At 72.4% G+C, this 21,488-nt stretch carries 17 protein-coding genes and 1 tRNA gene; 12 read left to right on the top strand and 6 right to left on the bottom strand.

Translation table 11 applies throughout. From position 1 onward, the window contains the following. Positions 1-38 precede the first annotated feature (38 nt). The 3 genes from AC4F3Q_RS00780 (at position 39) to AC4F3Q_RS00770 (ending at position 3,360) form a co-directional block, all read left to right on the top strand. Positions 39-851, top strand: a complete 813-nt coding sequence (locus tag AC4F3Q_RS00780; protein ID WP_491038828.1) for an ABC transporter ATP-binding protein — start codon at positions 39-41, stop codon at positions 849-851. Further along, positions 838-1,557, top strand: coding sequence for an ABC transporter ATP-binding protein (locus AC4F3Q_RS00775; RefSeq protein ID WP_491038350.1), 720 nt, complete (start codon positions 838-840; stop codon positions 1,555-1,557). Before AC4F3Q_RS00780 ends, AC4F3Q_RS00775 begins: the two co-directional genes overlap by 14 nt. 267 nt (positions 1,558-1,824) lie before the next feature. Beyond that, positions 1,825-3,360, top strand: a complete 1,536-nt coding sequence (locus tag AC4F3Q_RS00770; protein ID WP_491038349.1) for a hypothetical protein — start codon at positions 1,825-1,827, stop codon at positions 3,358-3,360. A gap of 82 nt (positions 3,361-3,442) precedes the next feature. Here the strand turns inward: AC4F3Q_RS00770 and recQ are convergent, their stop codons facing one another. After that, entirely contained in the window at positions 3,443-5,377 is a 1,935-nt protein-coding gene (recQ, locus tag AC4F3Q_RS00765) for a DNA helicase RecQ (RefSeq protein ID WP_491038348.1), read from the bottom strand. A gap of 71 nt (positions 5,378-5,448) precedes the next feature. Here recQ and AC4F3Q_RS00760 point away from each other — a divergent pair, with 71 nt between their 5' ends. Genes AC4F3Q_RS00760 through AC4F3Q_RS00750 form a run of 3 tightly spaced genes read left to right on the top strand, consistent with a single transcriptional unit; the run spans position 5,449 to position 8,775 of the window. Then, the gene (locus AC4F3Q_RS00760; protein WP_491038347.1) at positions 5,449-6,348 is read left to right on the top strand and encodes an ATP-grasp domain-containing protein; all 900 of its coding nucleotides are present in this window, start codon (positions 5,449-5,451) and stop codon (positions 6,346-6,348) included. 4 nt (positions 6,349-6,352) lie between these two features. Beyond that, on the top strand, positions 6,353-7,633 hold the full coding sequence (locus tag AC4F3Q_RS00755; RefSeq protein ID WP_350308710.1) for a glycosyltransferase family 2 protein: 1,281 nt from the start codon (positions 6,353-6,355) through the stop codon (positions 7,631-7,633). Then, positions 7,633-8,775 (top strand): hypothetical protein, encoded by a 1,143-nt coding sequence (locus tag AC4F3Q_RS00750; protein ID WP_491038346.1) that lies wholly within the window; start codon positions 7,633-7,635, stop codon positions 8,773-8,775. The genes AC4F3Q_RS00755 and AC4F3Q_RS00750 overlap by 1 nt, the downstream gene beginning before the upstream one ends. 3 nt (positions 8,776-8,778) lie before the next feature. Here AC4F3Q_RS00750 and AC4F3Q_RS00745 read toward each other — a convergent pair whose 3' ends face one another. Further along, on the bottom strand, positions 8,779-10,494 hold the full coding sequence (locus AC4F3Q_RS00745) for a sensor histidine kinase (RefSeq protein ID WP_491038345.1): 1,716 nt from the start codon (positions 10,492-10,494) through the stop codon (positions 8,779-8,781). Beyond that, the gene (locus AC4F3Q_RS00740) at positions 10,494-11,573 is read right to left on the bottom strand and encodes a PIG-L deacetylase family protein (RefSeq protein ID WP_491038344.1); all 1,080 of its coding nucleotides are present in this window, start codon (positions 11,571-11,573) and stop codon (positions 10,494-10,496) included. The genes AC4F3Q_RS00745 and AC4F3Q_RS00740 overlap by 1 nt, the downstream gene beginning before the upstream one ends. A gap of 455 nt (positions 11,574-12,028) precedes the next feature. Between AC4F3Q_RS00740 and AC4F3Q_RS00735 the strand changes: the two genes are divergently transcribed. The 3 genes from AC4F3Q_RS00735 to AC4F3Q_RS00725 all read left to right on the top strand — a co-directional run bounded on the left by AC4F3Q_RS00735 (position 12,029) and on the right by AC4F3Q_RS00725 (position 17,553). Further along, positions 12,029-13,606 carry a hypothetical protein gene (locus AC4F3Q_RS00735; RefSeq protein ID WP_491038343.1) on the top strand — a complete coding sequence of 526 codons (1,578 nt, stop codon included), beginning with the start codon at positions 12,029-12,031 and terminating at the stop codon, positions 13,604-13,606. Positions 13,607-13,701: 95 nt separating this feature from the next. Then, positions 13,702-15,516, top strand: a complete 1,815-nt coding sequence (locus AC4F3Q_RS00730; protein ID WP_491038342.1) for a hypothetical protein — start codon at positions 13,702-13,704, stop codon at positions 15,514-15,516. A 99-nt stretch (positions 15,517-15,615) separates the two neighbouring features. Next, a complete protein-coding gene (locus AC4F3Q_RS00725; protein WP_491038341.1) occupies positions 15,616-17,553 on the top strand; it encodes a thioesterase domain-containing protein in 1,938 nt (645 codons plus the stop codon). Positions 17,554-17,597: 44 nt separating this feature from the next. Here the strand turns inward: AC4F3Q_RS00725 and AC4F3Q_RS00720 are convergent, their stop codons facing one another. After that, positions 17,598-17,858, bottom strand: coding sequence for a GlsB/YeaQ/YmgE family stress response membrane protein (locus AC4F3Q_RS00720; protein ID WP_168446355.1), 261 nt, complete (start codon positions 17,856-17,858; stop codon positions 17,598-17,600). A 126-nt stretch (positions 17,859-17,984) separates the two neighbouring features. Beyond that, positions 17,985-18,965, bottom strand: a complete 981-nt coding sequence (locus AC4F3Q_RS00715) for a PfkB family carbohydrate kinase (RefSeq protein ID WP_491038340.1) — start codon at positions 18,963-18,965, stop codon at positions 17,985-17,987. A 29-nt stretch (positions 18,966-18,994) separates the two neighbouring features. On the opposite strand from AC4F3Q_RS00715, the gene AC4F3Q_RS00710 reads away from it, so the two are divergent. Together AC4F3Q_RS00710 and AC4F3Q_RS00705 are read left to right on the top strand one after the other, a co-directional pair. Further along, entirely contained in the window at positions 18,995-19,780 is a 786-nt protein-coding gene (locus AC4F3Q_RS00710; RefSeq protein ID WP_491038339.1) for a uracil-DNA glycosylase, read from the top strand. Positions 19,781-19,797: 17 nt separating this feature from the next. Next, a complete protein-coding gene (locus tag AC4F3Q_RS00705; RefSeq protein ID WP_491038338.1) occupies positions 19,798-20,202 on the top strand; it encodes an SHOCT domain-containing protein in 405 nt (134 codons plus the stop codon). Between the two features lie 66 nt (positions 20,203-20,268). On the opposite strand, the gene AC4F3Q_RS00700 is transcribed toward AC4F3Q_RS00705, so the two are convergent. After that, positions 20,269-20,350, bottom strand: a tRNA-Tyr gene (locus tag AC4F3Q_RS00700). A gap of 72 nt (positions 20,351-20,422) precedes the next feature. Here AC4F3Q_RS00700 and rarD point away from each other — a divergent pair. Then, the gene (gene rarD, locus AC4F3Q_RS00695; RefSeq protein ID WP_491038337.1) at positions 20,423-21,448 is read left to right on the top strand and encodes an EamA family transporter RarD; all 1,026 of its coding nucleotides are present in this window, start codon (positions 20,423-20,425) and stop codon (positions 21,446-21,448) included. The last annotated feature ends 40 nt before the right edge of the window (positions 21,449-21,488 follow it).

Below are 21,488 nucleotides of genomic sequence, written 5' to 3'. Positions count from 1 at the left end.
TCGTCCCCGCGCTCGCGGACCCGCACGTCGTCGCGGAGATGATCGCGCCCGAGCGTGCCGTCCGCGCCGAGATCGGGGAGGCGCTGCTCTCGCTGAGCAACGTCACCGTGAAGTTCGGCGGCCTCACCGCGCTCGACGACGTCACGTTCGACATCAAGCGCGGCGAGATCCTCGGGCTGATCGGCCCGAACGGCGCCGGCAAGACGACCGCCTTCAACGCGATGACCGGCGTCTACCGGCCGACGTCGGGCGACGTCGTCCTCGACGGGCGTTCCGTCGTCGGGGCGAAGCGCAACGAGATCACCCGGCGCGGCATCGCGCGGACGTTCCAGAACATCCGCTTGTTCTCCGACATGACGGCGCTCGAGAACGTCGCCGTCGGCACGGACGCGCGGCACAAGACGTCCGTCCCGGGAGCCCTGTTCCGCACGAAGCGGCACCGCGCCGAGGAGCGCGACGCGATCGACCGCGGCATGGCGCTGCTCGAGTTCGTGGGGATCGGGGCGCGCGCGACGCACCAGGCGCGCAACCTCCCCTACGGCGACCAGCGCCGTCTGGAGATCGCGCGGGCGCTCGCGACAGAGCCCAAGCTGCTCTGCCTCGACGAGCCCGCCGCGGGCTTCAACCCGGCGGAGAAGGCCGAGCTCATGGGCCTCATCCGCAAGATCCGCGACGACGGCTACACGGTCCTGCTCATCGAGCACGACATGCGCCTGGTGATGGGCGTGTGCGACCGGATCGTCGTGCTCGAGTTCGGCCGCAAGATCGCCGAGGGCACGCCCGCCGAGGTCGCAGCCGACCCGGCGGTCGTGGCCGCCTACCTGGGGGTGCCTGACGATGCCACTTCTTGAGCTGGAGAACGTCTCTGTCGCATACGGCCGCATCGACGCCGTCCGGAACGTGTCGCTGACCGTCGAGGAGGGCGAGCTCGTCACCCTGATCGGCGCCAACGGCGCCGGGAAGACGACGACGATGCGCGCCATCTCCGGGATCCGTCCGCTCGCCGGCGGTGCGGTCCGGTTCAACGGCCAGGACATCACCCGGATGAAGGCGCACGAGCGGGTCAAGGCCGGGATCATCCAGGCTCCCGAGGGTCGTGGCGTGTTCCCGGGGATGACGGTCGAGGAGAACCTCGAGATGGGCGCGTTCGCCCGCACGTTTGAGTCGAAGGCGGAGCGTGCGAGCGCGCTCGATCGCGTGTTCACGCTCTTCCCACGGCTTGCGGAGCGGCGCAAGCAGCTCGGCGGCACGATGAGCGGCGGCGAGCAGCAGATGGTCGCGATCGGGCGAGCGCTCATGGCCCGGCCGGTGCTGCTGCTGCTCGACGAGCCGTCGATGGGCCTCGCGCCGATGATGATCCAGCAGATCTTCTCGACCGTGTCGCAGATCAACAAGGAGGGCACGACCGTCCTCCTCGTCGAGCAGAACGCCCGCCAGGCCCTCTCCCGCTCCGACCGCGCCTACGTCCTCGAGACGGGCGAGGTCACGCGTGCGGGCGGCGGCCGGGAGCTGTTGAACGACCCGGCGGTGATCGAGGCGTACCTCGGCGTCGCCTGACGCGCCACGTCGGCACGGGAGGCCTCGGACCGTCTGGTCCGGGGCCTCCTGTCATCTGCGGCCGCGCGCTACGCCGCCGGGTCCCCCCGCGACGACGGCATGCACGCCCGCGCCGCGCATGCCGCACCAGGCGTCACAGAACCCACCTCTTCCGCGCCGATGGCCGATAGGGCAAACTGTCGAGCGCTACCGCGAGAGCACCACCCCGACCAGGGAGAACGCATGATTGCTGCGCCCAGCCGCATCCGCCGAGCGGGAGCAGCGCTGATGACTGCTCTCGTCGCCGTCGCACTGACCACGACAGGCATCCTGCCCGCATCGGCGGCGAACATCTCGGTCGAGATCAAGGGCACGGTCACAGACGGCATCGACCCACCCTGGACCGCCACGCTGTACGCGCACGAGCGCGTCGGAGACTCCTGGCAACTCGGCACTTACGTCGTCGGCCGCCGTGGTGTGTTCCCGCCAATCCAGCTCGACCCGGACCGCGACTGGGCGTTCACTATCGATGCCGACGGCTTCATCGAGGTCAGCGTCGCCGGGACCGACTGGGAGACGGGCCGTACGATCAGAGTCACCTCCGGTTCCATCAACATCGGCACTGTCGTGCTTGCCCCCGACCCGAGCATCACGGGGAAGGTCCTCAACGCCGACGGCAGCCCCGCCGCAGGTCAACTCGTGGAGCTGTACGACGCGGACGACGAGAGCTCCATCCCCGGCGGGCCCTGGTTGCGCGACGTCACCAATGCCGACGGGTCGTACGAGTTCCCTTATGCCCACCCGAAGGGCATCTACCGCATCGCGGTGCAGGGCGACGCCACCCATGCCACGAGCTACTACGGCGGCGGCGCCAACATCGGCCAGGCCAAGACGTTCAAGGTCAAACCCGGCGTGAACGTCCTTCCCACCGTCACCCGGACCCGCGCCGCTGCCTTGACCGCCAGGTTCTTCCACAAGGGAAAGTCCGCCGGAGCACGTTGGACCCTACAAGCCGATACCTACAACCCGATCACCAAGGAATGGCAGTTGGCCAGCCGCGCCGACAGCCAGAAGGATGGCACCGTCCGCGTCGGCGGACTGCAGCTCGGCTCCGCATTCCGGCTCACGATCACGCCCCCGATCCTCTCAGATGACACCATCCCTGAGTGGCCCCTCACGCTCTACGGCGGCGTGCCCCAGAATCTGAAGACGACCATCACGGACCTCGGGCCCCTGCACCTCGACAAGCTCAATCCGCCGATCAAGCGCCCGATCCCCAAGCCCAGACTGAGCAAGTCGAAGCAGACGTACGGCCACAAGAAGACCGCCAAGCTCACGATCATCTGGCCCGAGGGCAAGAACCGTATCGTCGACGTCTTCGACGGCAAGACGTACCTCGGCTCTACGGTCCTCACCAACGGGAGAGGCACGTTCCGCCTCCCGACGGGGCTCTCGACCGGCCCACACAAGATCACTGTCCAGACCAAGGTTGCCGCGTCAAAGCCTGTGACGTACACCGTCACCAAAGCCAAGCTGGCGAAGACGCCTACCGTCAGCGGACTCCGGAATGCGCGGTCCAAGCGCTTGAAGGTCACCGTCCGCCTCGGGCGCCTGGACAATGGCGCCTACCCCTCGGGAAGGGTCCGGATCTACGTCGGATCCAAGAGGCTCAGGACCGTGAGCATCCGCGAATGGCACAAGGGCACGATCACCGAGTCCTTTCAAGGTCCGTACCGCAAGTCCGTCAAGGTCCGGGCGAAGTACCTCGGCGACGCCAACACGAGACCCGCCAGCACGAAGACTCGCACCGCCAAGACGAGGTAGCACCCCGCAGCAGGCACACCACGCCAACACGAGAGGCCTCGGACCGTCTAGTCCGGGGCCTCCCGTCGTCTGCGGCCGCGCACTACGCCGTCAGGTCCTCGCCCGCGACGACGGCGAGCACGCCCTCGCCGAACTTCTCGAGCTTGCTCGCGCCGACGCCGCTGATCTGGCCGAGGTCCGCGAGCGCGACTGGCCGCGCGACGGCGATCTCGCGAAGCGTCGCGTCGTGGAAGACGACGTACGCGGGTACGCCGGCGTCCTTGGCGGTCGCGGCGCGCCAGGTTCGCAGGCGCTCGAACAGCTCGGCGGCGTCCGCGTCGAGGCCTTCGACGACCCGCGAGCCCCGACCGCCGCCCGTGCTCCCAGCACTGCGCCGCGAGCGCGCCGGACGGGGCGCCTCGCGGCGCATCGGCACCTCGCGGGCGCCCGACAGGATCTCCGCGGACCCGGCGGTGAGCTCGAGGGTCGAGTAGCCGCGTGCGTCGACGGAGAGCAGCCCTTGGGCGAGGAGCTGGCGCACGACGCCGCGCCACTCGCCGTCGGACAGGTCGTCGCCGATGCCGAACGTGCTCAGGGCCGTGTGCCCGAGCTGGGTGACGCGCGGCGTCTCCTTGCCGCGCAGGATGTCGATGACGTGCCCGGCACCGAAGTGCTGGCCGTGCTCGCGCTCGAGCCGCACGACGGTCGACAGGAGCTTCTGCGCGGGCACCGTCCCGTCCCACGACTCGGGCGGCTGGAGGCACGTGTCGCAGTTGCCGCACGGCGCGGACTCCTGCCCGAAGTAGGCGAGGAGCCGCTGGCGGCGGCAGCCGACCGTCTCGCAGAGGGCGAGCATCGCGTCGAGGTGCGCGGAGAGCTGACGCTTGTGCGCGGCGTCGCCCTCGGACGTGTCGATCATGCGGCGCTGCTGGACGACGTCGGCCAGGCCGTACGCGAGCCAGGCGGTCGACGGCTGCCCGTCGCGGCCAGCGCGGCCGGTCTCCTGGTAGTACCCCTCGACCGACTTGGGCAGGTCGAGGTGCGCGACGAACCGCACGTCGGGCTTGTCGATCCCCATGCCGAACGCGATCGTCGCGACCATGACGAGGCCGTCCTCACGCAGGAACCGCGACTGGTTCTGCGCGCGCACGGACGCGTCGAGGCCCGCGTGGTACGGGAGCGCGGGGATGCCTTGCGCGCTCAGGTGCTGCGCCGTCTGCTCGACGCTCGCACGCGACAGGCAGTAGACGATGCCTGCGTCACCGGCGTGCTCGCTCCGCAGGAGGTCGAGGAGCTGGGCGCGCGGGTTGTCCTTGGGGACGATCCGGTACTGGATGTTGGGCCGGTCGAAGCTCGCGACGAAGTGCCGGGCGGCCGTGAGCTCGAGGCGCTCGGCGATCTCGGTTCGGGTGGCCGACGTCGCGGTCGCGGTGAGCGCGACGCGCGGCACGGCGGGCCAACGCTCGTGCAGCACGGACAGTCCGAGGTAGTCGGGGCGGAAGTCGTGCCCCCACTGGGCGACGCAGTGGGCCTCGTCGATCGCGAACAGCGAGATGCCGGGGCCGTCGTGCGCGGCGGCGAGCAGGTCGAGCATCGACGGGACGCGGAGCCGCTCGGGCGCGAGGTAGAGCAGGTCCAGCTCGCCGGTCAGGACGGCCTGCTCGACGGCGCGACGCTCGTGCGGCGCCTGCGTCGAGTTGAGGAAGCCGGCGCGCACACCGAGCGCGGAGAGCGCGTCGACCTGGTCCTGCATGAGGGCGATGAGCGGCGAGATCACGACACCGACGCCCCGCCGGACGAGTGCCGGCACCTGGTAGCAGAGGGACTTGCCGCCGCCGGTGGGCATGAGCACGAGCGCGTCGTCACCGCGCACGAGCGTGTCGACGACGTCCGCCTGGTCGCCGCGGAACGCGTCGTAGCCGAACACGCGGCGCAAGACGTCGACCGGGGCGGCGCCCTCGGTCTGGTGCGCGGCTGCGCGGCTCGGGTCGTGGGTCGGGAGACCTGCGGGATGGGCGTCGCTCGTCGCTGCGGTCACCACCTCACTGTAGGTGGGCGGGCTGACGTCGAGGGGTCGACCGGCCTGCGCTGTGGACCTAGGGTCGAAGGATGGGGCACCACGGGGCACGTCGCACGATCCTCGTCACCGGCGCGGCCGGGCCGGCCGGCCGCGCGCTCGGCGTCCAGCTCGGCCGCCGCACAGAGAGCGTCCGCGCCGTCGGCGTCGACCTCGTCCCCACCCCGGTCCCCGGCATGGACGAGGTCCACGCTGCGCCGCCAGCCCGTTCCGCCGAGTACGAGCCACGGACGGTCGCGCTCCTCCGGTCTCTCGAGCCGAGCCTCGTCATCCCCACCGTGTCGGACGAGCTGCCGCGCATGGCGGTCCTCGCCCGGGCTGCGGGCCTCGGCGACCGCGTGGTGATCTCCGCACCAGGGCCGACCGCCGTCGCCGACGACAAGCTCCTGACCATGTGGGCGCTCGACCACGCCGGGGTGACGGTCCCGCGCCACGCCCCGGCAGCCGAGCTCGGCACAGCAGCCGACGCCCTGCGGTGGGCGGGTGGACCGGTCGTCCTCAAGCCGCGCGTGTCGCGCGGCGGGCGGGGCGTGCACGTGGTCACCGACCCGGCCGACGCCGCGTGGCAGCACGCGGACGCGAGCTGGATCGTGCAGGAGCTCGCTCCCGGTGACGAGTACAGCCCGCAGGTGTTCCGGTCGCCCGCGACCGGTACGTGTGACGTCGTCGTGCTGCGCAAAACTGCCCTCGAGCACGGCATCGTCGGGAACGCCGCCGACGTCGAGCGGCTCCCCGCGGGGGCCGCCGCCGACGTCGAGGAGCTTGCCGCGCGCACCGTGGAGGTGCTCGGGCTCGTCGGACCGGTCGACATGGACGTCCGTCGTCTCGCAGACGGCACCCCGGTCGTGCTCGAGGTCAACGCGCGCTTCGGCGCGCTCTCGGCCTCCGCGCCCGAGCTGCTCGACGCCGTCCTCGAGTCCTGGCCGAGGTGACGCCGTGTCACCCGTGGTCGCGGTCCTCATGTCGCTCCTCGTGGTGCTCGGTGCGTCGATCCTGCTCATCGGGGTGGTCCGGCTCGCCATGGTCCCTGCCGCGCTCGTGTTCGAGGCGCGCGCTCGCCGAGCGTCCCGCAGGTCCACGGACGACCCGCCGGGCGGTCGACCGCTACCGTCCGTGACGGTCGTCGTCCCCGCCTACAACGAGGGGGTGGTCATCGACGCCTGCTTGCGTTCCATCCTCGCGAGCGACTGCCGCGACATGGAGGTCGTCTGCGTCGACGACGGCTCGACGGACGACACCTATGACCGGATGCGCGCGTTCGCGGCGGCGCACGAGAAGGTCCGCGCGATCCGGCAGGAGAACGCCGGCAAGGGCGCGGCGCTCAACACCGGGATCGCGGCCGCGCGCGGCGACGTTCTCGTGCTCGTCGACGCCGACGGGCTGTTCCGTCCCGACACCGTGAGCGAGCTGCTGCGGGGCTTCCGCGACGCCCGGGTCGGGGCTGTGTGCGGCAACGACCGGCCGGTGAACCTCGACAGCGTCCTGACCCGCCTCCTCGCGCTCGTGAGCCACGTCGGCACGGGACTCATGCGGCGCGCCCTGGACGTCCTCGGCTGCCTGCCGGTCGTGTCCGGCAACGTGGGCGCCTACCGGCGCGACGTCCTCGACCGTGTCGGTCCGTTGCGCACCGACACCCTCGGCGAGGACCTCGAGCTGACGTGGCGCGTGCACCGGGCCGGCTACCAGGTGGCGTTCGCGCCCGACGCGCTCGTGTACGCCGAGTCGCCGTCCACCCTCCGCGGGTTGTGGCGCCAACGTGTCCGCTGGGCCAGGGGCCTGCTCCAGTCGACGGAGATCCACCGCGACATGATCGGCAACCCGCGCTACGGACGCTTCGGCATCTACCTGCTCTACAACACGCTCGCCCAGGTGGTGGGCCCCGTGCTCCAGGTCATGGGGACCGTCGCGCTCGTCGTGGCCGTCCTCGTCGCGGGCCCCGACGTCCTGCCCACCGACGTCGCGGCGTGGCTGTTCTTCCTCGGGCTGCCGCTCTCCCTGCTGCTGCTCCTCCTGTCCCTCTTCCTCGACCGGTCCCTGCGGGACCTGCGACACCTGTGGACGGTCGGGCTCTGGCCGCCCTACTCGGCGCTCATGACCGTCGTGGTCCTGCACGCCTCTCGTCTCGAGCTCACTCACGCGGAGAACCGATGGAACAAGCTGGACCGCTCCGGGACGGTGTCCCTCCCCGGGCTCGGCGACGACCTGTCTGGCTCCTGATGACCGTGGCGGCCGTCGTCGTCACGATCGTGGCAGCCGTGCTCCTCGCGAAACCCTGGGACGACGGTCGCACCGTGCTGCGCTCCCCCGGGCGCCCGGAGCAGGTGCGCTCCGTGAGCGTCGACCTCTCCGTCGTCACCGACCCAGCGACGGACTGGAGCGCGTTGAGCCACCGGCTCGACGTCGCGGGTGCGAACGCCGTCTTTCTCAACGCGGGCCGGGTCGAGTTCACCGCGTTCGACTGGGCCGCCCACCCCGACGCGGCGGCGTCGCCCGGCACCGACCATCTCGCGCGCGCGGCGCGAGCACTGCGTGACGGGGACGGCTGGGAGCCCCGCGAGATCGGGCTCATCGTCGACGCGTTCGTGCCCGAGTGGATCAAGGCTGATCCGACGATCGCCGGCGTGGCTCCTGACGGCAGGCTCGCCCGCTACCGGGCGTCCGCCTCTCAGCTCGCGCACGGCGAGGTGGGGGAACGGATCATCGATCTGGTCGCGGACCTCGGCGCGCGGTACGAGCCGGACCAGATCGCGATCACCGAGCTGTTCCTCGACCTCTACTCCTTCGGGGACGACGACCTCGCGCTCTTCCGGCAGATGACCGGCCGCACGGACTGGCCGCGTGACGCCGACGGGCTGCCGGACGACAGGTCGCCGATCGTCGGGGCGTGGCGCGCGGAGGTCATCGCCGACCTGCTTCGCCGGGCCCGCGCCGCTCTCGACGAGGTCAACGACGGCCGCGGCGCCGATATCGACCTCGTGATGGAGGCTCGGGTCGACTGGAAGGCGCCGACGGTCGGGCCTCTCGTCGCGGGTCACGACTACGAGACCCTGCTCGACGCGGCCGACCGCCTCGTCCTGTGGACCTATCTCTCCGGTGGTCGGCCGGGCACGGAGGCAGGCGAGCTCGCTCGGGCGCTCGCGGCAGCGGGCTACGACATGTCGCGCTTCACGTTCTCGCTGGGGCTCTGGGACCGCACCGCCGAGGCACCGTCGGGGCGGATCACGACCGAGGTGCTCGAGCAGGCTCTCGACGAGGCTCAGCGCGCGGGCGTGCGGGACCTCGACGTCACGCCCCTGACGCTCATGACGGACGCGGACTGGGCCGCGCTCGCGCGCGTGTGGCGCCCGACGACGCAGTAGCGTTCACGAGGTCGACCGTGGAAGGTCGTGCACGACCACCTCGACCCGGGTTCCCTCACCCGGAGCGCTGTCGATCGTGAGCGTCCCGTCGTGCTCGTCGACGATCGTCTGGACCAGGGACAGGCCGAGCCCCGCGCCCCGCACCCGTCGGCGTCGTGTCGCACGGCTGCGGTAGAAGCGTTCCGTCAGCCGCGCGAGCTCGTCCTTCTCGATGCCCGTGCCCGCGTCGACGACGCGGAGACGCACCGCGCGCCGCCCGTCCTCGGCGTCTGCTCGACGCACCTCGACGGTCACCGTGCCGTCGGCGAAGCTGTACTTGATCGCGTTGCTGACGAGGTTGTCCACGACCTGCGCCATGAGCTGAGGGTCCGACGTCAGGACCGCCGACGACTCCCCCGACATCTCGAGGCGCACGCCCGAGGCTCGCGCGATCGGGCCTTGGCTCAGGAGCGAGCTGCGCACGATCTCGACGACGTCGACCTCCTGGACCGAGAGCGTGGACGAGGCGGCGAGCTGGGCGCTCGTCAGGAGGTCGTCGACGAGGGAACGCAGCCGTGCCGCGTTGCGGCTCATGACGTCGAGGTAGCGGGCCTGCTCCTCGTCGAGCCTCTCCGGATCCATCTGCAGGATGTCCAGGTATCCGATGATCGAGGCGAGCGGTGTGCGGAGCTCGTGGCTGATGAGCCCGATGAACTCGTCCTGGCGCCGTTGCTCGTCGCGCCGTGCAGAGACGTCCGTGGCGACGACGAGGTACCCCGCCGCCCCCGCGCCCCCGGACCCCGACGAGGGACGAGCCGTGACGACGAGCTCAAGATAGGTCGTCGTTCCGTCGGGGAGGTTCGCACGCCACTCCTCGACGTGCGTGCCCCCGTGCGCTGCCCGGCCGACGAGCCGGGCGACGCCGTCCGGACCGGCCGCCGCGCCTGCGTCGGCATCGTCGCCGACGAGCGCGGTGATGCTGCTGCCGACCAGCGTGTCGGCCGGACGCGCGAGGATCCGTTCGGCCCCGCTGCTCGCCGCGACGACGACACCTGCCGCGTCCGTCGCGACGATGGCCTGCTCGGTCGCAGCCTCGAGGATGCTGCGGAGGTCGTCCCGCGACCGGCGCAGCGCACGCGCCTGCTCGGCGATCTCGTCACGAGCGTGCGCGAGGTCGTCCGCCTGCTTCCGGGCGGCTCGCACCACGACGTGCGCCCCCAGGACCATGGGCGCGATGACGAGGAAGGTGACGATCGCATGGAGCCCGGGCCGGTACCGGCCGATGTCCACGAAGACGGGGGTGAGGAGGACGACGGCGCACGCTACGAGCGCGACGACGGCGCCGAGGTGCTCGGCTCGCAGGGCGAGCATGCTGAGCGGCAGGACGAGCAGGATGTCGAACTGGGCGTACGTCTGGCTCGCGGCTGCGTCGAGGACCGTGATCGCGGCGACCTGGGCGAGCGGCAGCATCACGCGCCAGCGGTACGGCCACCTGTGCCACGGGCACAGGTTCGCGGCGAGCTGGGCTGCCGCGACGAGCGCAGCCGACACGAGGAGGAGCGCCCGGTCGGCACGGACGACCGTGGACCAGACGATCACCAGCACGACAGCCAGGACGACGGTCGACGGCATCTGCCGGAGCGCGACGGCGTCACGTGCGAGCCAGCGCGCGGCGCGGTCGTCGGGCCGCACGGTCGTCGAGGACGTCGCACTCCCCGGCGCCGGGGCCGTGCCGGTCATCAGCGGTCCGAGCCGTGCGCCGGTCCGATCCGCTGGCTCTCGTCTGCGGCGCTCTCGTGGACGGTCGTCCTGCTGGCGACGGTCTCGCTCGCGCGGACCGTCTCGAGCGGCTCGACCTCGCGTGCGGGGCTGAAGCGGGACCAGTAGCGTGCGGTCGCCCGCACCATGTCGGGCTCCATGTAGTCGCGGTGCGACTGCGAACGGAACGCGGCGAGCATCGTCAGCTTGGTCTCGACGAAGCCGCTGACGTCGACGAACCGGTTGGGGGCGAACAGCACGGTCGACGACGGGCTCTGGAAGCACCACACGTTCGGGACCTGCCGTGCGGCGATCTGGACCGCTTCGTGGGTGGCGCGGTGGTCCTGGTGGCGGTCGTGCGCGCCGTGCGTGTAGACGCGGTCGGGCTCGACCTCGGCGATGACCTGCTCGATCGCGGTGATGATCCCGTCGGCGGGGACGAGCTGCGTGTCGGGGAAGTCGAGGTGGACGAGGCGGGCGCCGACGACGTCGGCGGCGGCCTGGGCCTCGGCGTGACGCTGGTCGGTCGCTCCGCCGACGGCTCCTCCGGAGAGCGTGAGGATCGTCAGCTCGTCACCGGCTGCGGCGTGTGCTGCGAGCGTCGCGCCGACCCCGATCTCGACGTCGTCAGGGTGGGCGCCGACTGCGAGGACGCGCTTGCGGGGCGCGTCCCTGCGCTTCCGGGTCCGTTGCACGAGGGCGACGGCGCGGCTGACGAGATCGGCTGCGGTGACCGGCTTGACGAGAAAGTCGTCGACGTCCTGGCGGAGGGCGCCCACGGCGTTGTCGAACGTCGGGTAGGCGGTGACGACCAGGACCGCGAGCGACGGGTCGATGCGACGGACCTCGGGGAGGATGTCGAGGCCCGAGCGGCCGGGTAGCTGGATGTCGGTCACGAGGATGTCGTAGGGCGCGTCGTCCGCCAGGCGCGCGAGCGCCTCGTCGGCGGTGGAGGCGACGTCGACAGTCATCGACCCGAGCCGTTCGAGGGCGATGCGAATGAACGTCGCGGTGTCGGGGTCGTCTTCCAGGACAAGAGTGCGGATCGGCTGGTCCGTCATGGCAGCTCCATCGATGGTCTGGACTTCCATCGTAAGGAGGTCGGGCATTCGCGACCTTTCGAACCCTGGGCTGCTCGCACGGATCCTCGCCGAGCGACGCGACACTTGCCCCGGCTCCGGGTGCGGCACCAGGATGTGCGCAGGCGAGCTCAGGGGGACGGGTGCACGACCGCGACACCGACGAGGGTGACCGCGCGCGACGGGACGACGGCGGAAGGGTCCCGCTCGACCTGTGGGCCGGCGTCGCTCGACGCCCGCTGCCGCGGACGGCCCCACCACCGCCACCGCCTCCCCCGTCGGTGGCCGCCGCACCGCCACCCGCCCACCGCCCAGCGCCGCCCGCACCCGGGACGGGACCGGTCCTCGACACCGCACGCGAGGCCTCTCCCGCTCCGGCTGCCCCGCACGGAGGGCGGCGACGCCGGCTCCTGCTGAGGGCGGGTGTCCCGGTCGTCGTGCTCGGGCTCGCTGCGTCGATCGTGGCACCCGACCTTCTGGACGATCCTGGCGACGCCCGCCTCGCGCGCCCGACGACCCCGTCCAAGGTCGACCCGACCGCGCTGCTCCCCGACCTCGTCTTCGGCGAGGACCGTGCCGCCGACCTTCCCCTGCCCGAGCCGCTCAGCACTGCCCCCCGGGCGCCCACAGGGATCAACGAGCGTTGGCGCCTGACCGCCGAGGACATCGCCGACATCTGGGCGCAGGCCGCCCCCGACGAGGAGGGCGCGGAGGCACCGCTGCTCGTCACGGCCAGCCACGCGACGGCGGGAGCCGCACACGAACCGAACGTCTCCGGCGTCGTGCCCGTGGTGCTCACGGGCAACCACCCGTCGGAGACGTGGCAGCCGCGCCGCCTCCTCGCGGCGCTCGACGCCGAGGACGGTGCGGTCCTGTGGACATGGGCGTTCGACACGTCGTCGTTCAACCCGTGCCACGTCGTCGGGCGAGGAGCGAGCATCGTGTGCACAGGGATGTCGAGCGACGCGGCCTCGGCGTCCACCGAGGTCACGGTCCTCGCCGCGCGCACAGGTGCGCAGGTCGCCGCGTTCACGACGGTGGGATGCAGTCCCGAGGCGTTCGTCCAGCACGGCACCGAGCTGTACTGGGCGGGTCTGGGCTCTGACAGCGCTGACATCTGCGTCGGTGGCGGCCAGGAGAGCTTCGCCACGCTGACCGGCGGCGGGATGCCTGACACCTTCACCGAGATGCTCACCCTGACTGCGACGGGGCCGGTCGTGCGGTCGCCCGGCGCGTCCCTCATGCTCACCGAGGCCGGGTGGCGCGGCTATCGCGGATGGGTCGAGCCAGGACCCGACGGGCTGATCCTGCGCCAGATCACGGTCGACGACGGCACCGGGGAGTACGACGAGGGCCGACCGCCGGCCCTGACGACCATCGCGTGCGACCTCGACGGCACCACCGTCGTGAGAGCGTCCGGCCCCGCCTGGCGGCGCCTCGACCTCCTGCCCGGGGGCACGGCCGATCCCCGGCTGGCCGCGCTCGTCGGGATCGGTGGCGACGCGTACGACACGTCGGGGGAGCGGCGTCTCACGCTGCAGACCAGTGACTCGACGCCGTACACGGTCAACGGCTACGCACCCGCGCCGACCGTCACGGCGTCGGGAGTTCTCGGGTATCTCACCCTCGACGATCTCCTGGGCAGGGACACGACCGAGCGGTGGACGTCCGACCAGGTGGTCGCTGGTGAGCCGGGCGAGCGGCACGAGACGGCCCGCATGCTCGTCGCGGAGGTCGACGGCGTGATCGTCTCCCTCGACGGTGACAGCGAGCGGATCGAGGAGACCTCGTTCGCCCAGCTCGACTACTCGCAGCGGGACGTCGTCCTCGAGATGGACGGGCGCAGCTCGCGTCACAGCATCTCGGTGCTGTACGGCATGCGGCCGTCGGACGCCGAGCCGAGCATGGACGGGGCGGGCATGTACACGATGTTCAGCTGGGGCTCGTCGCCCGTCGCGCTGGTGGGGCAGGTCGTCGTGGCGTCGGACGACGGCGGGTTCGTCGCCCTCGGCTGACCCGTGCTCGGCGGGCGGCGCTCGTGAGGCGTCCACGGCTCTTGTCGTCAGGCCTGCGAACGGGAAGGATGGCGCGGGACGCGAAGGGGTGCGACGTGACTGACGGCGACGAGGACGCACGACCGCGCGACCTGTGGGCAGACATCCCGCGACGCGGGCTGCCCCGTCCTCGAGCAGTCTCCGAGGGCGACGAGCCGTCCATCCCCAGCAGCGACGTCGCCGCGCCGCCGGTCAGCGCGGACGACCCGGCGCCCCTCACGCCGCGCCGCTCGGCCTCGCTGCGGCCCGCCCGCCGCCGCCTCCTGCGCGTCGGCGTGCCGGCGGCCGCGCTCGCACTCGTCGCGGCACTCGTCCTGCCGGACATCCTGGACGGCGACGAGGAGCCCCGCCTCGGACGGCCGACCGCACCGTCCGGCGTCGACGCCTCCGCGCTGCTGCCCGACCTCGTGTTCGGGGAGGACCGGGCCGCAGACCTGCCCGTGCCGCCGGCGCTCACCGGGCCGGCAGAAGCACCGAGCGGCACAGGAGAGCGTTGGCGCCTCACCTCGGACGACCTGTCGGAGATCTGGCAGGACGCCGCACCCGACGGTGCCGACGCGGACCCGCCCGTGCTCGTCGTCGCGAACCCGGTCACGGCGGGTGCCGCTCACGAGGCGAACGTGTCCGGTATCGCGCCGGTCGTCCTGGACGCGTACGGGCCCCAGGGCAAGACGTCGCAGACGAGCCTGCTCGTCACGCTCGACACGGACGACGGCTCGGTCCTGTGGACGCGGCCGTTGGAGGCTGTCATGCCCAGCTCGTGCCAGAGCATCGGGCGGGGCGCGAGCATCGCCTGCATCTCGTCGGGTGACGCCGAGGGGGACCGTGCGACCTTCCAGGTCACCGTCCTCGAGGCCGCCACCGGTCGGGACGCAGCCTCGTTCGCGACCGACGCCTGCATCCCGACGTCCTTCGTCCAGCAGGGCACCCGCCTCTACTGGGCGGGCGTCCTGCCCGACGAGATGGCGATGTGCCTGGGGGGTGGCACGGAGCACTTCGCGACGCTGACCGGCAGCGGGTTCGTCGACACCTCCACCGACTGGCTCACCATGACTGCGACCGGCCCGCTCCTGCGCACGCCTGGATCCTCCGTCATGCTCACGCAGGACGGGTGGCGCGGGTACCGCGGCCGTGTCGAGCCCGCTCCGGGCGGGCTGATCGTCCGCGAGGTCACGGAGGACGACTCGGAGACCGTCCGCCTCGACCAGGACCGTCCTCCCGCGGTCAGGAGCGTCGTGTCGACGCCCGAGGGCGCGACGGTCATGTGGGCGGCCGGCAGCCCGTGGCGGCGGCTCGACCTCACCCCCGAGGTGTCCGGCTCGAGCGACTTCACCGGGACGATCGGGATCGGGGGCAGCGCGTACGACGTGACGGAAGGCGGGACGGTGCTCTCCAGCAGCCCCGTCCTCACGATCCCCGGCGTCGAGAACACCTCCCTCGACTACGGGGGCCGCATGCCGCCCGCCGTCACGCCGGCTGCCGTCATCGCGCTCGTCCCCGTCGACGGGGGCGTCGCCACCTACACGACCGAACGGTGGACGGCGGCGTCGATGCGTGCGGGCGCGCCGGTCGAGACGCACGAGGAGCCGCGGTCGCTCGCGGCGGTCGTCGGTCGTACGACGATCTCCTACGAGGGCGGCCGCGACTCGCTCGGCGAAGGTCCGCTCGGCGCGACGCACTTCGCGGAGCGCACCCTCGTCGTCGAGCAGGAGGACGGCTCGACCGACCGGGTGCCGTTCCGGCACCTCTACTCGCTGAGCCTCGCGGACGGGGCCGGCGAGATCGACCTGGCCACGAGCGTGTCGCCGATCGCCGTCGTCGGCCCGATGGTCGTCATCGCGGACGACGGCGGGCTCGTCGCCGTGTCCTGAGCGCGGCGCCCTGAGCGCCGGCACCCGAGGTGGCGGAGCACCGTTGCCGTCCGCAGCGCGCAGCGGGACGATGGGCGCGAGCACCTTGCGAGGACGACGATGACCGAGCACGAGCCAGACGAACCACCTCCCGACGGACCCGCCGACGCCGACCGCACGAGCGACCGCACCGGCGACAGCTCCGGCGCGGACGCCGCTGTCCCGGACAGGCCGCACAGCCTGTGGGACGACGTCGACGTCCACGCCGTGCACCCGGGGCTCTCGGCAGGACGTGGCGCAGCCGAGACGCTCGGCGCGGCGCGCGACGCCCGTTCGCCGCACGACGACCGCTTCCTCGTTCGCGGGGCGCCGTCGCCCGTGGACCTGTCGTCCCTCGACATCGGCCCCCCGACCCGTCGCGCGGCAGCCGGAGGTCCGCGCCGCCCGAGCCGGGCGGCGCTCGTCGCGGCGGCAGCGGCGGTCGCGCTCGTTGCCGTGACCGTCCCGCGCCTCGTCAGCAGCGACGACGTCGTCCCGGCTGAACCGACGCCGCCGGTCGTGACAGCGCCCGTGCGGGGCACCGCGGTGGGCGGGCAGCGCCCGGGTCTGGTCGTCGGACCCGACCTGTCGTCGCCGTCCGACCTGCCGCAGCAGCCGACGCACGTCCTCAAGCCGTTCGCCGACAACCCCGTGCGCTCGTGGCGGCTGACCCTCGCGGACGCGGTCGGCCTCACGCTCCGGGAGTCGCTCGCGCTGCCCGAGGCGGAGCGTCCCGACGCAGGGACGGCGTCGTTCGCCCTGCCCCTGCCCGCCGCGGCGGGGACGGCGAGCACGGCGGACACCCTCGTCGTCGCGGTGAACCCCGGCACGGAGCCCGTGTGGGAGTCCGTGTTCCACGGTCTCCCTACCGTCGGTGGCGGCAGGTCGACGTACCCGTCGACGACCCTCCTCATCGGCGTCGACGCCGAGTCGGGCGAGCGGCGCTGGACGCGCAGCATCGCGGCCACGCGCGCCCAGCCGTGCCAGGTGCTCGCGCGCGGGCAGCTCGTCGCGTGTCTGACGCGCAGCGGCGAGAGCGCCTCCGTCGTCGTCCTCGAGGCCGACACGGGCCGTCCGACCTCGTCCTTCGCGACCAGCACGTGCGTCCCGGACCTGTTCCTGCAGGACGGCGGACGGCTCTACTGGGCGGGCCGCGACGCGGGTGGCGTGTGTCTCGGCGGCGGGCTGTCGGGCGCGCTCGTCGCGAGGATCCCGGGGGTGCGCGACCTCGCGTGGGACGACCTGACGATGGGCCCGACGGGCCCGCTGCTGCGGACCGCGGGCGGCTCGGTGCTGCGCGACGCCGAACGGGTGTGGCGCGGCTACGACGGCCGGGTCGAGCCCGGACCGGACGGGCTCGTGATCCAGGAGGTGCCGGGGACCGAGCACGTCTACTCGGACGCGTCGGGCGAGCGGACGACGGCACGGTCGCACCCCTCGACGGTCGTGCTGCGCGCGGAGGACAACGTGGTCCTCGCGACGCTGGCAGGGGCCGCGTGGCGGCGGCCGGACCTGGGGCAGGACGCGACGCCCGTCGACGAGCTCTACGGCCTGGTCGGTGCTGGGGTGAGCGTCTACGTGCCGTTCGGTGCCGCGACGATGACGTTGCGCGACGGGGACGGCGGGCTGCTGCCCGCGCCGGTCGCGGGGACGCCGGAGCGGATCGTCGCGTCGCGCATCGGGATCATGGGGACCACGACGATCGACGGCGTGACGACGCAGGCCGAGTGGAACCTCGACGGGAGGCTGCTGAGCGAGAGCGACATGTTGTCGACGGTGGTCGGCGTGCGCGGGGAGACGACGTTCGTGCTGTCGGGCATCCCGGGCCGGGACGACTCGACGTGGTTGCGCGTGCTCGCTGAGCCGGACGCGAACCTGTGGGTCGCCCAGGTCGCTGTGGACCCGGCGGCGACGCTCCTGCCGTTCACGGCGTCGAGCGCGGGAGCGCCGACGGTGCACGCGGCGCTCGGTCGGATGATCGTCGTGAGAGAGCCGGACGGCCTGGTCGGCTACCGGTGAGTAGTCGGCCAGGCCGTCCGGGTGGTGTCCCTAGGGGCGGAGGGTCACCGCTTCTTGCCGCGCATGCTCAGGTAGATCGAGATGAACACGACGGACAGGATGATCGAGACGATCCAGCGGATCCAGTCGATGCCCTTGGTGTCGTCGACTCCCACGAGGCCCGTGATCCAGTAGCCAGCAAGGGCGCCGAGGACTCCGAGGATGATGGTCCAGAGGACGCCGATGGGCTGTTCGCCCTTCATGAAGAGGCGCGCGAGCGCGCCGATGATCGCGCCGAAGATGATCAGACCGATGAGCTCACCCATGATGAACCTCCTGATGGTGCCGGTGTCGCAGTGTGCGTCGGGCCGCTGGTGGCGGCGCGACGCGCTGACCTGACGATCGTCACCCCGCGAGCGTGACCTCGCATCCTGGGAGCGCTCTGGGTGTTGTCAGGGTGCGACCCGCTGGCGGAGCTCTTCGACGGTGGTGGGCTCGCCGGTCCAGCCGCGAGCGCCGGGGAACGTGACGGACGCGGTCGCGACGTCGGATGCGGCGGCAAGTGCGTCGAGGAGAGACTCCCGCCCCAGCACACCTCGGTGCGCGACGGCGGCGAGGAGCGCGCCGTGCAGCACGTCCCCGGCGCCGAGCGTGTCGACGACGGCGGCCGGGTCGAGCTGCCGGACGTCGACCGTCCCACGGGCAGGTTCCGCACCCTCACGGCCGTCGCGGTCCCAGAACGCCACCTCGATGGGCGCTGAGCCGTGCGACTGCGCGACGGTCGTCGGGCCGAGCTGGTGGACGGCCGAGAGCGTCGCAGCGTCGTCCGCGGCGCCGGGTGCGCGGAAGTCGGCGGACAGGACGGCAACGTCCACGTGCTCGAGGAGGGCGTCGAGCCCGGGCTTCCAGGAGCCGCCGTCGAGCAGCACGACGATCCCCGCCGCGCGGGCCACGGCGGCGAGCGGGACTGCGAGGTCGAGGTGGTGCCCGTCGACGAGGACGGCGACGACGCCGTCGAGCACACCGGCGGGGAGGCTCGCGGGAGCGCCGAGCGTCGTCGCGTTCGTCGAGACGACCGCGCGCTGCCCCGTGCGCGCAGTGACGAGCACGGTCGACAGGGCGAGGTTCCAGCCCTCCCCCGCGGCGTCGACCAGCTCGACGTGCTCCGCGGCGAGCTCGGACGCGACCGCGGCGGCGGGTGCGCCCGCCCCGACGCGGGACACGAGGCGGGCGGTGCAGCCGAGGCGGGCGGCCGTGATCGCGGCGTTGAGCGCGGGCCCGCCCGCGTGCACGTCGAGCGAGCGGGCGACGATCTTCTCGTCCGGGCCGGGCAGCGCGTCGACGACCTGCGTGACGTCGAGCGTCGCGAGCCCGCACGCGAGGACGACGGGCGCGGTGCCGCGCTCGTGGGAGGCGGCGGGCGGCGTAGGCATGCCACTGTTGTATCGCGCACGATGGGGGCATGGTCCCCGACCCGCCGGGCCCCGTCCCCGACCCTCCAGGCCTCGTGCCTGCGCCCCCGCACACCGAGCCGCGCCTCGCCGCGAGCGCGGCGACGCTCCGCGACGTCGACGCGCTCGTCGCCGGCTGCTTCGCGTGCCCGCGGCTCGTCGCGTGGCGGGAGGACGTCGCGGCTGTGCGCCGCTCGTCGTTCCGTCACGAGACGTACTGGGGGCGCGGCGTCCCGAGCTTCGGCGACGAGGCAGCGCACACGCTGCTCGTGGGCCTCGCGCCTGCAGCGCACGGCGGCAACCGCACGGGACGCATGTTCACGGGCGACCCGTCGGGCGACTTCCTGTTCGCCGCACTGCACAGGGCTGGGTACGCGAACCAGCCGACGTCCGTGTCCGCCGACGACGGGCTGGTCATGTCGGGCATGCGCATCTGCGCGCCCGTGCACTGCGCGCCGCCGGACAACAAGCCGACCCCGGACGAACGTCGCCGCTGCGCGCCCTACCTCGCGCGCGAGCTCGCGCTGCTCGCGCCGACGCTGCGCTGCGCCGTCGTGCTCGGGGCGTTCGGCTGGCAGGCGCTCCTCGCGACGCTGACCGACAGCGGGTGGCTGGTGCCGCGGCCACGGCCGCGGTTCGCGCACGGCGCGGAGGTCGACGTCGTCGGTCCGGACGGGCGCGCCCTCACCCTGCTCGGGACGTACCACGTGAGCGCCCGCAACACGTACACGCGCCTGCTCACCCCGGACATGCTCGACGCCGTGCTCGTGCGCGCCCGCCAGATCGCCGCCGGGTGAACCGCTACGCTCGCGGCATGATCCTCGTCACAGAGACCGACGTGTACCTGCCCGGCGAGCTGGGCTACGAGACCGGCGGCGAGTCGATCTTCCGGAGCATGCCCGGCCTGATGACGGCAGCCTTCATCATCTTCGGGATCTTGTTCGTCGGCGTGATCATCACGATGGTCGCCCTGTCGGTGCACCGGTTCCGGAAGGCGAAGAGCCAGGGCATCGACCTGCTCACGGTCGACCAGGACCTCGCGGCACGGCTCATGCAGTCCGAGATGCTGCGCCCCGCCGACGGCACGGCCGGGGCTGCGGCAGGCGGTGCGGCGAAGTCGGTCGAGGAGCGCCTGCGCGAGCTCGACGACCTGCACGAGCGCGGCGTCATCAGCGCGGAGGAACGTACGGAGGCCCGCGCCAAGATCCTGGGCGGCTGAGCCGGCCTCCCCTGCCGGCTCTGAGAACGACGAAGGCCCCGTCCACCGGACGGGGCCTTCGTGCTGTGGCAGCTGAGGGATTCGAACCCCCGAAGCATGACGCGGCTGATTTACAGTCAGCTCCCTTTGGCCGCTCGGGCAAGCTGCCTCTGCTCCGTGGCTCCCGGCACAGGCCGGTCACTTCCAGAGCGCTGTCACCATACTAGGTGATGTGCCTCAGGTGGAAATCGGGAGCCTGCCTGAGGTCCGCGGTGCGATCCTGATCGTCTCGTCCGCCCGCTCTCGACCTGAGGAGCCCGTCACGTCCACGACCTCCGCCCCGTCGCCGCTCGACCGCACGGGCCTGGCCCTCGGCCTGGGCTGCTACCTGCTGTGGGGCTTCCTGCCTCTCTACTTCAACGTCCTGGACCAGACGGGTTCGGTCGAGATGATCGCGCAGCGCGCGGTGTGGGGGCTCGTGTTCTGCCTCCTCGTGCTGCCAGCGGTGGGTCAGTGGCGTCAGTTTGCCGCGGTGCTCCGGTCGCCGCGCACGCTCGCGGTCCTGGGGACGGCGGCCGCGCTCGTCGGCGTGAACTGGTACCTGTTCGTGTGGGGCGTGACGCACGGGCACGTGGTCGACGCGTCGCTCGGCTACTACGTCAACCCGCTCGTCACGGTGCTGCTCGCGGTGCTCGTGCTGCGTGAGCGCCTGCGGCGCGCGCAGGTGTGGGCGCTCGGCTTCGGCGCTCTGGCGGTCGTCGTGATCGCGACGGGGTCCGACGGCGCGCTGTGGCTCTCCCTCGGCCTCGCGCTGACGTTCGGCGGGTACGGGCTCGTGAAGAACCGGGTGGGTCGCACGGTCGGGGCGCTGCCCGGCCTCGCCGTCGAGACGGCGTTCCTCACGCCGTTCGCGCTCGCCTACCTCGTGTGGCTCGGACCGCGGGAGTCGCTCGTCGGCAACGGGATCGGCTACGGGCTGCTCGTCGCGTCGCTCGGCGTGGTCACGGTCGTGCCGCTGCTGCTGTTCTCGGGCGCGGCGCGGCGCCTGCCGCTGTCCGTCGTCGGGCTGCTGCAGTACCTGACGCCGTCGATGCAGCTCGCGATCGGCGTGCTCGTCCTCGACGAGCCGATGACCCCGACGCGGTGGGTCGGCTTCTCCCTGGTGTGGGTCGCGCTCGTCATCCTCGGCGTCGACGGTGTGCGCGCCGTGCGCGCGACGACCCCGCTCGACGGCGGGACCGCCACGACGCCGGACCCGTCCCGATAGGCTGGTCCGAGCCCCGCCCACCTGTGCGACAAGGAGAAGC

It is taken from the genome of Flavimobilis sp. BM9, assembly GCF_058313055.1.
Note: the sequence above shows the minus strand (reverse complement) of the source record. Positions and strands in the feature narration are given on the sequence as shown.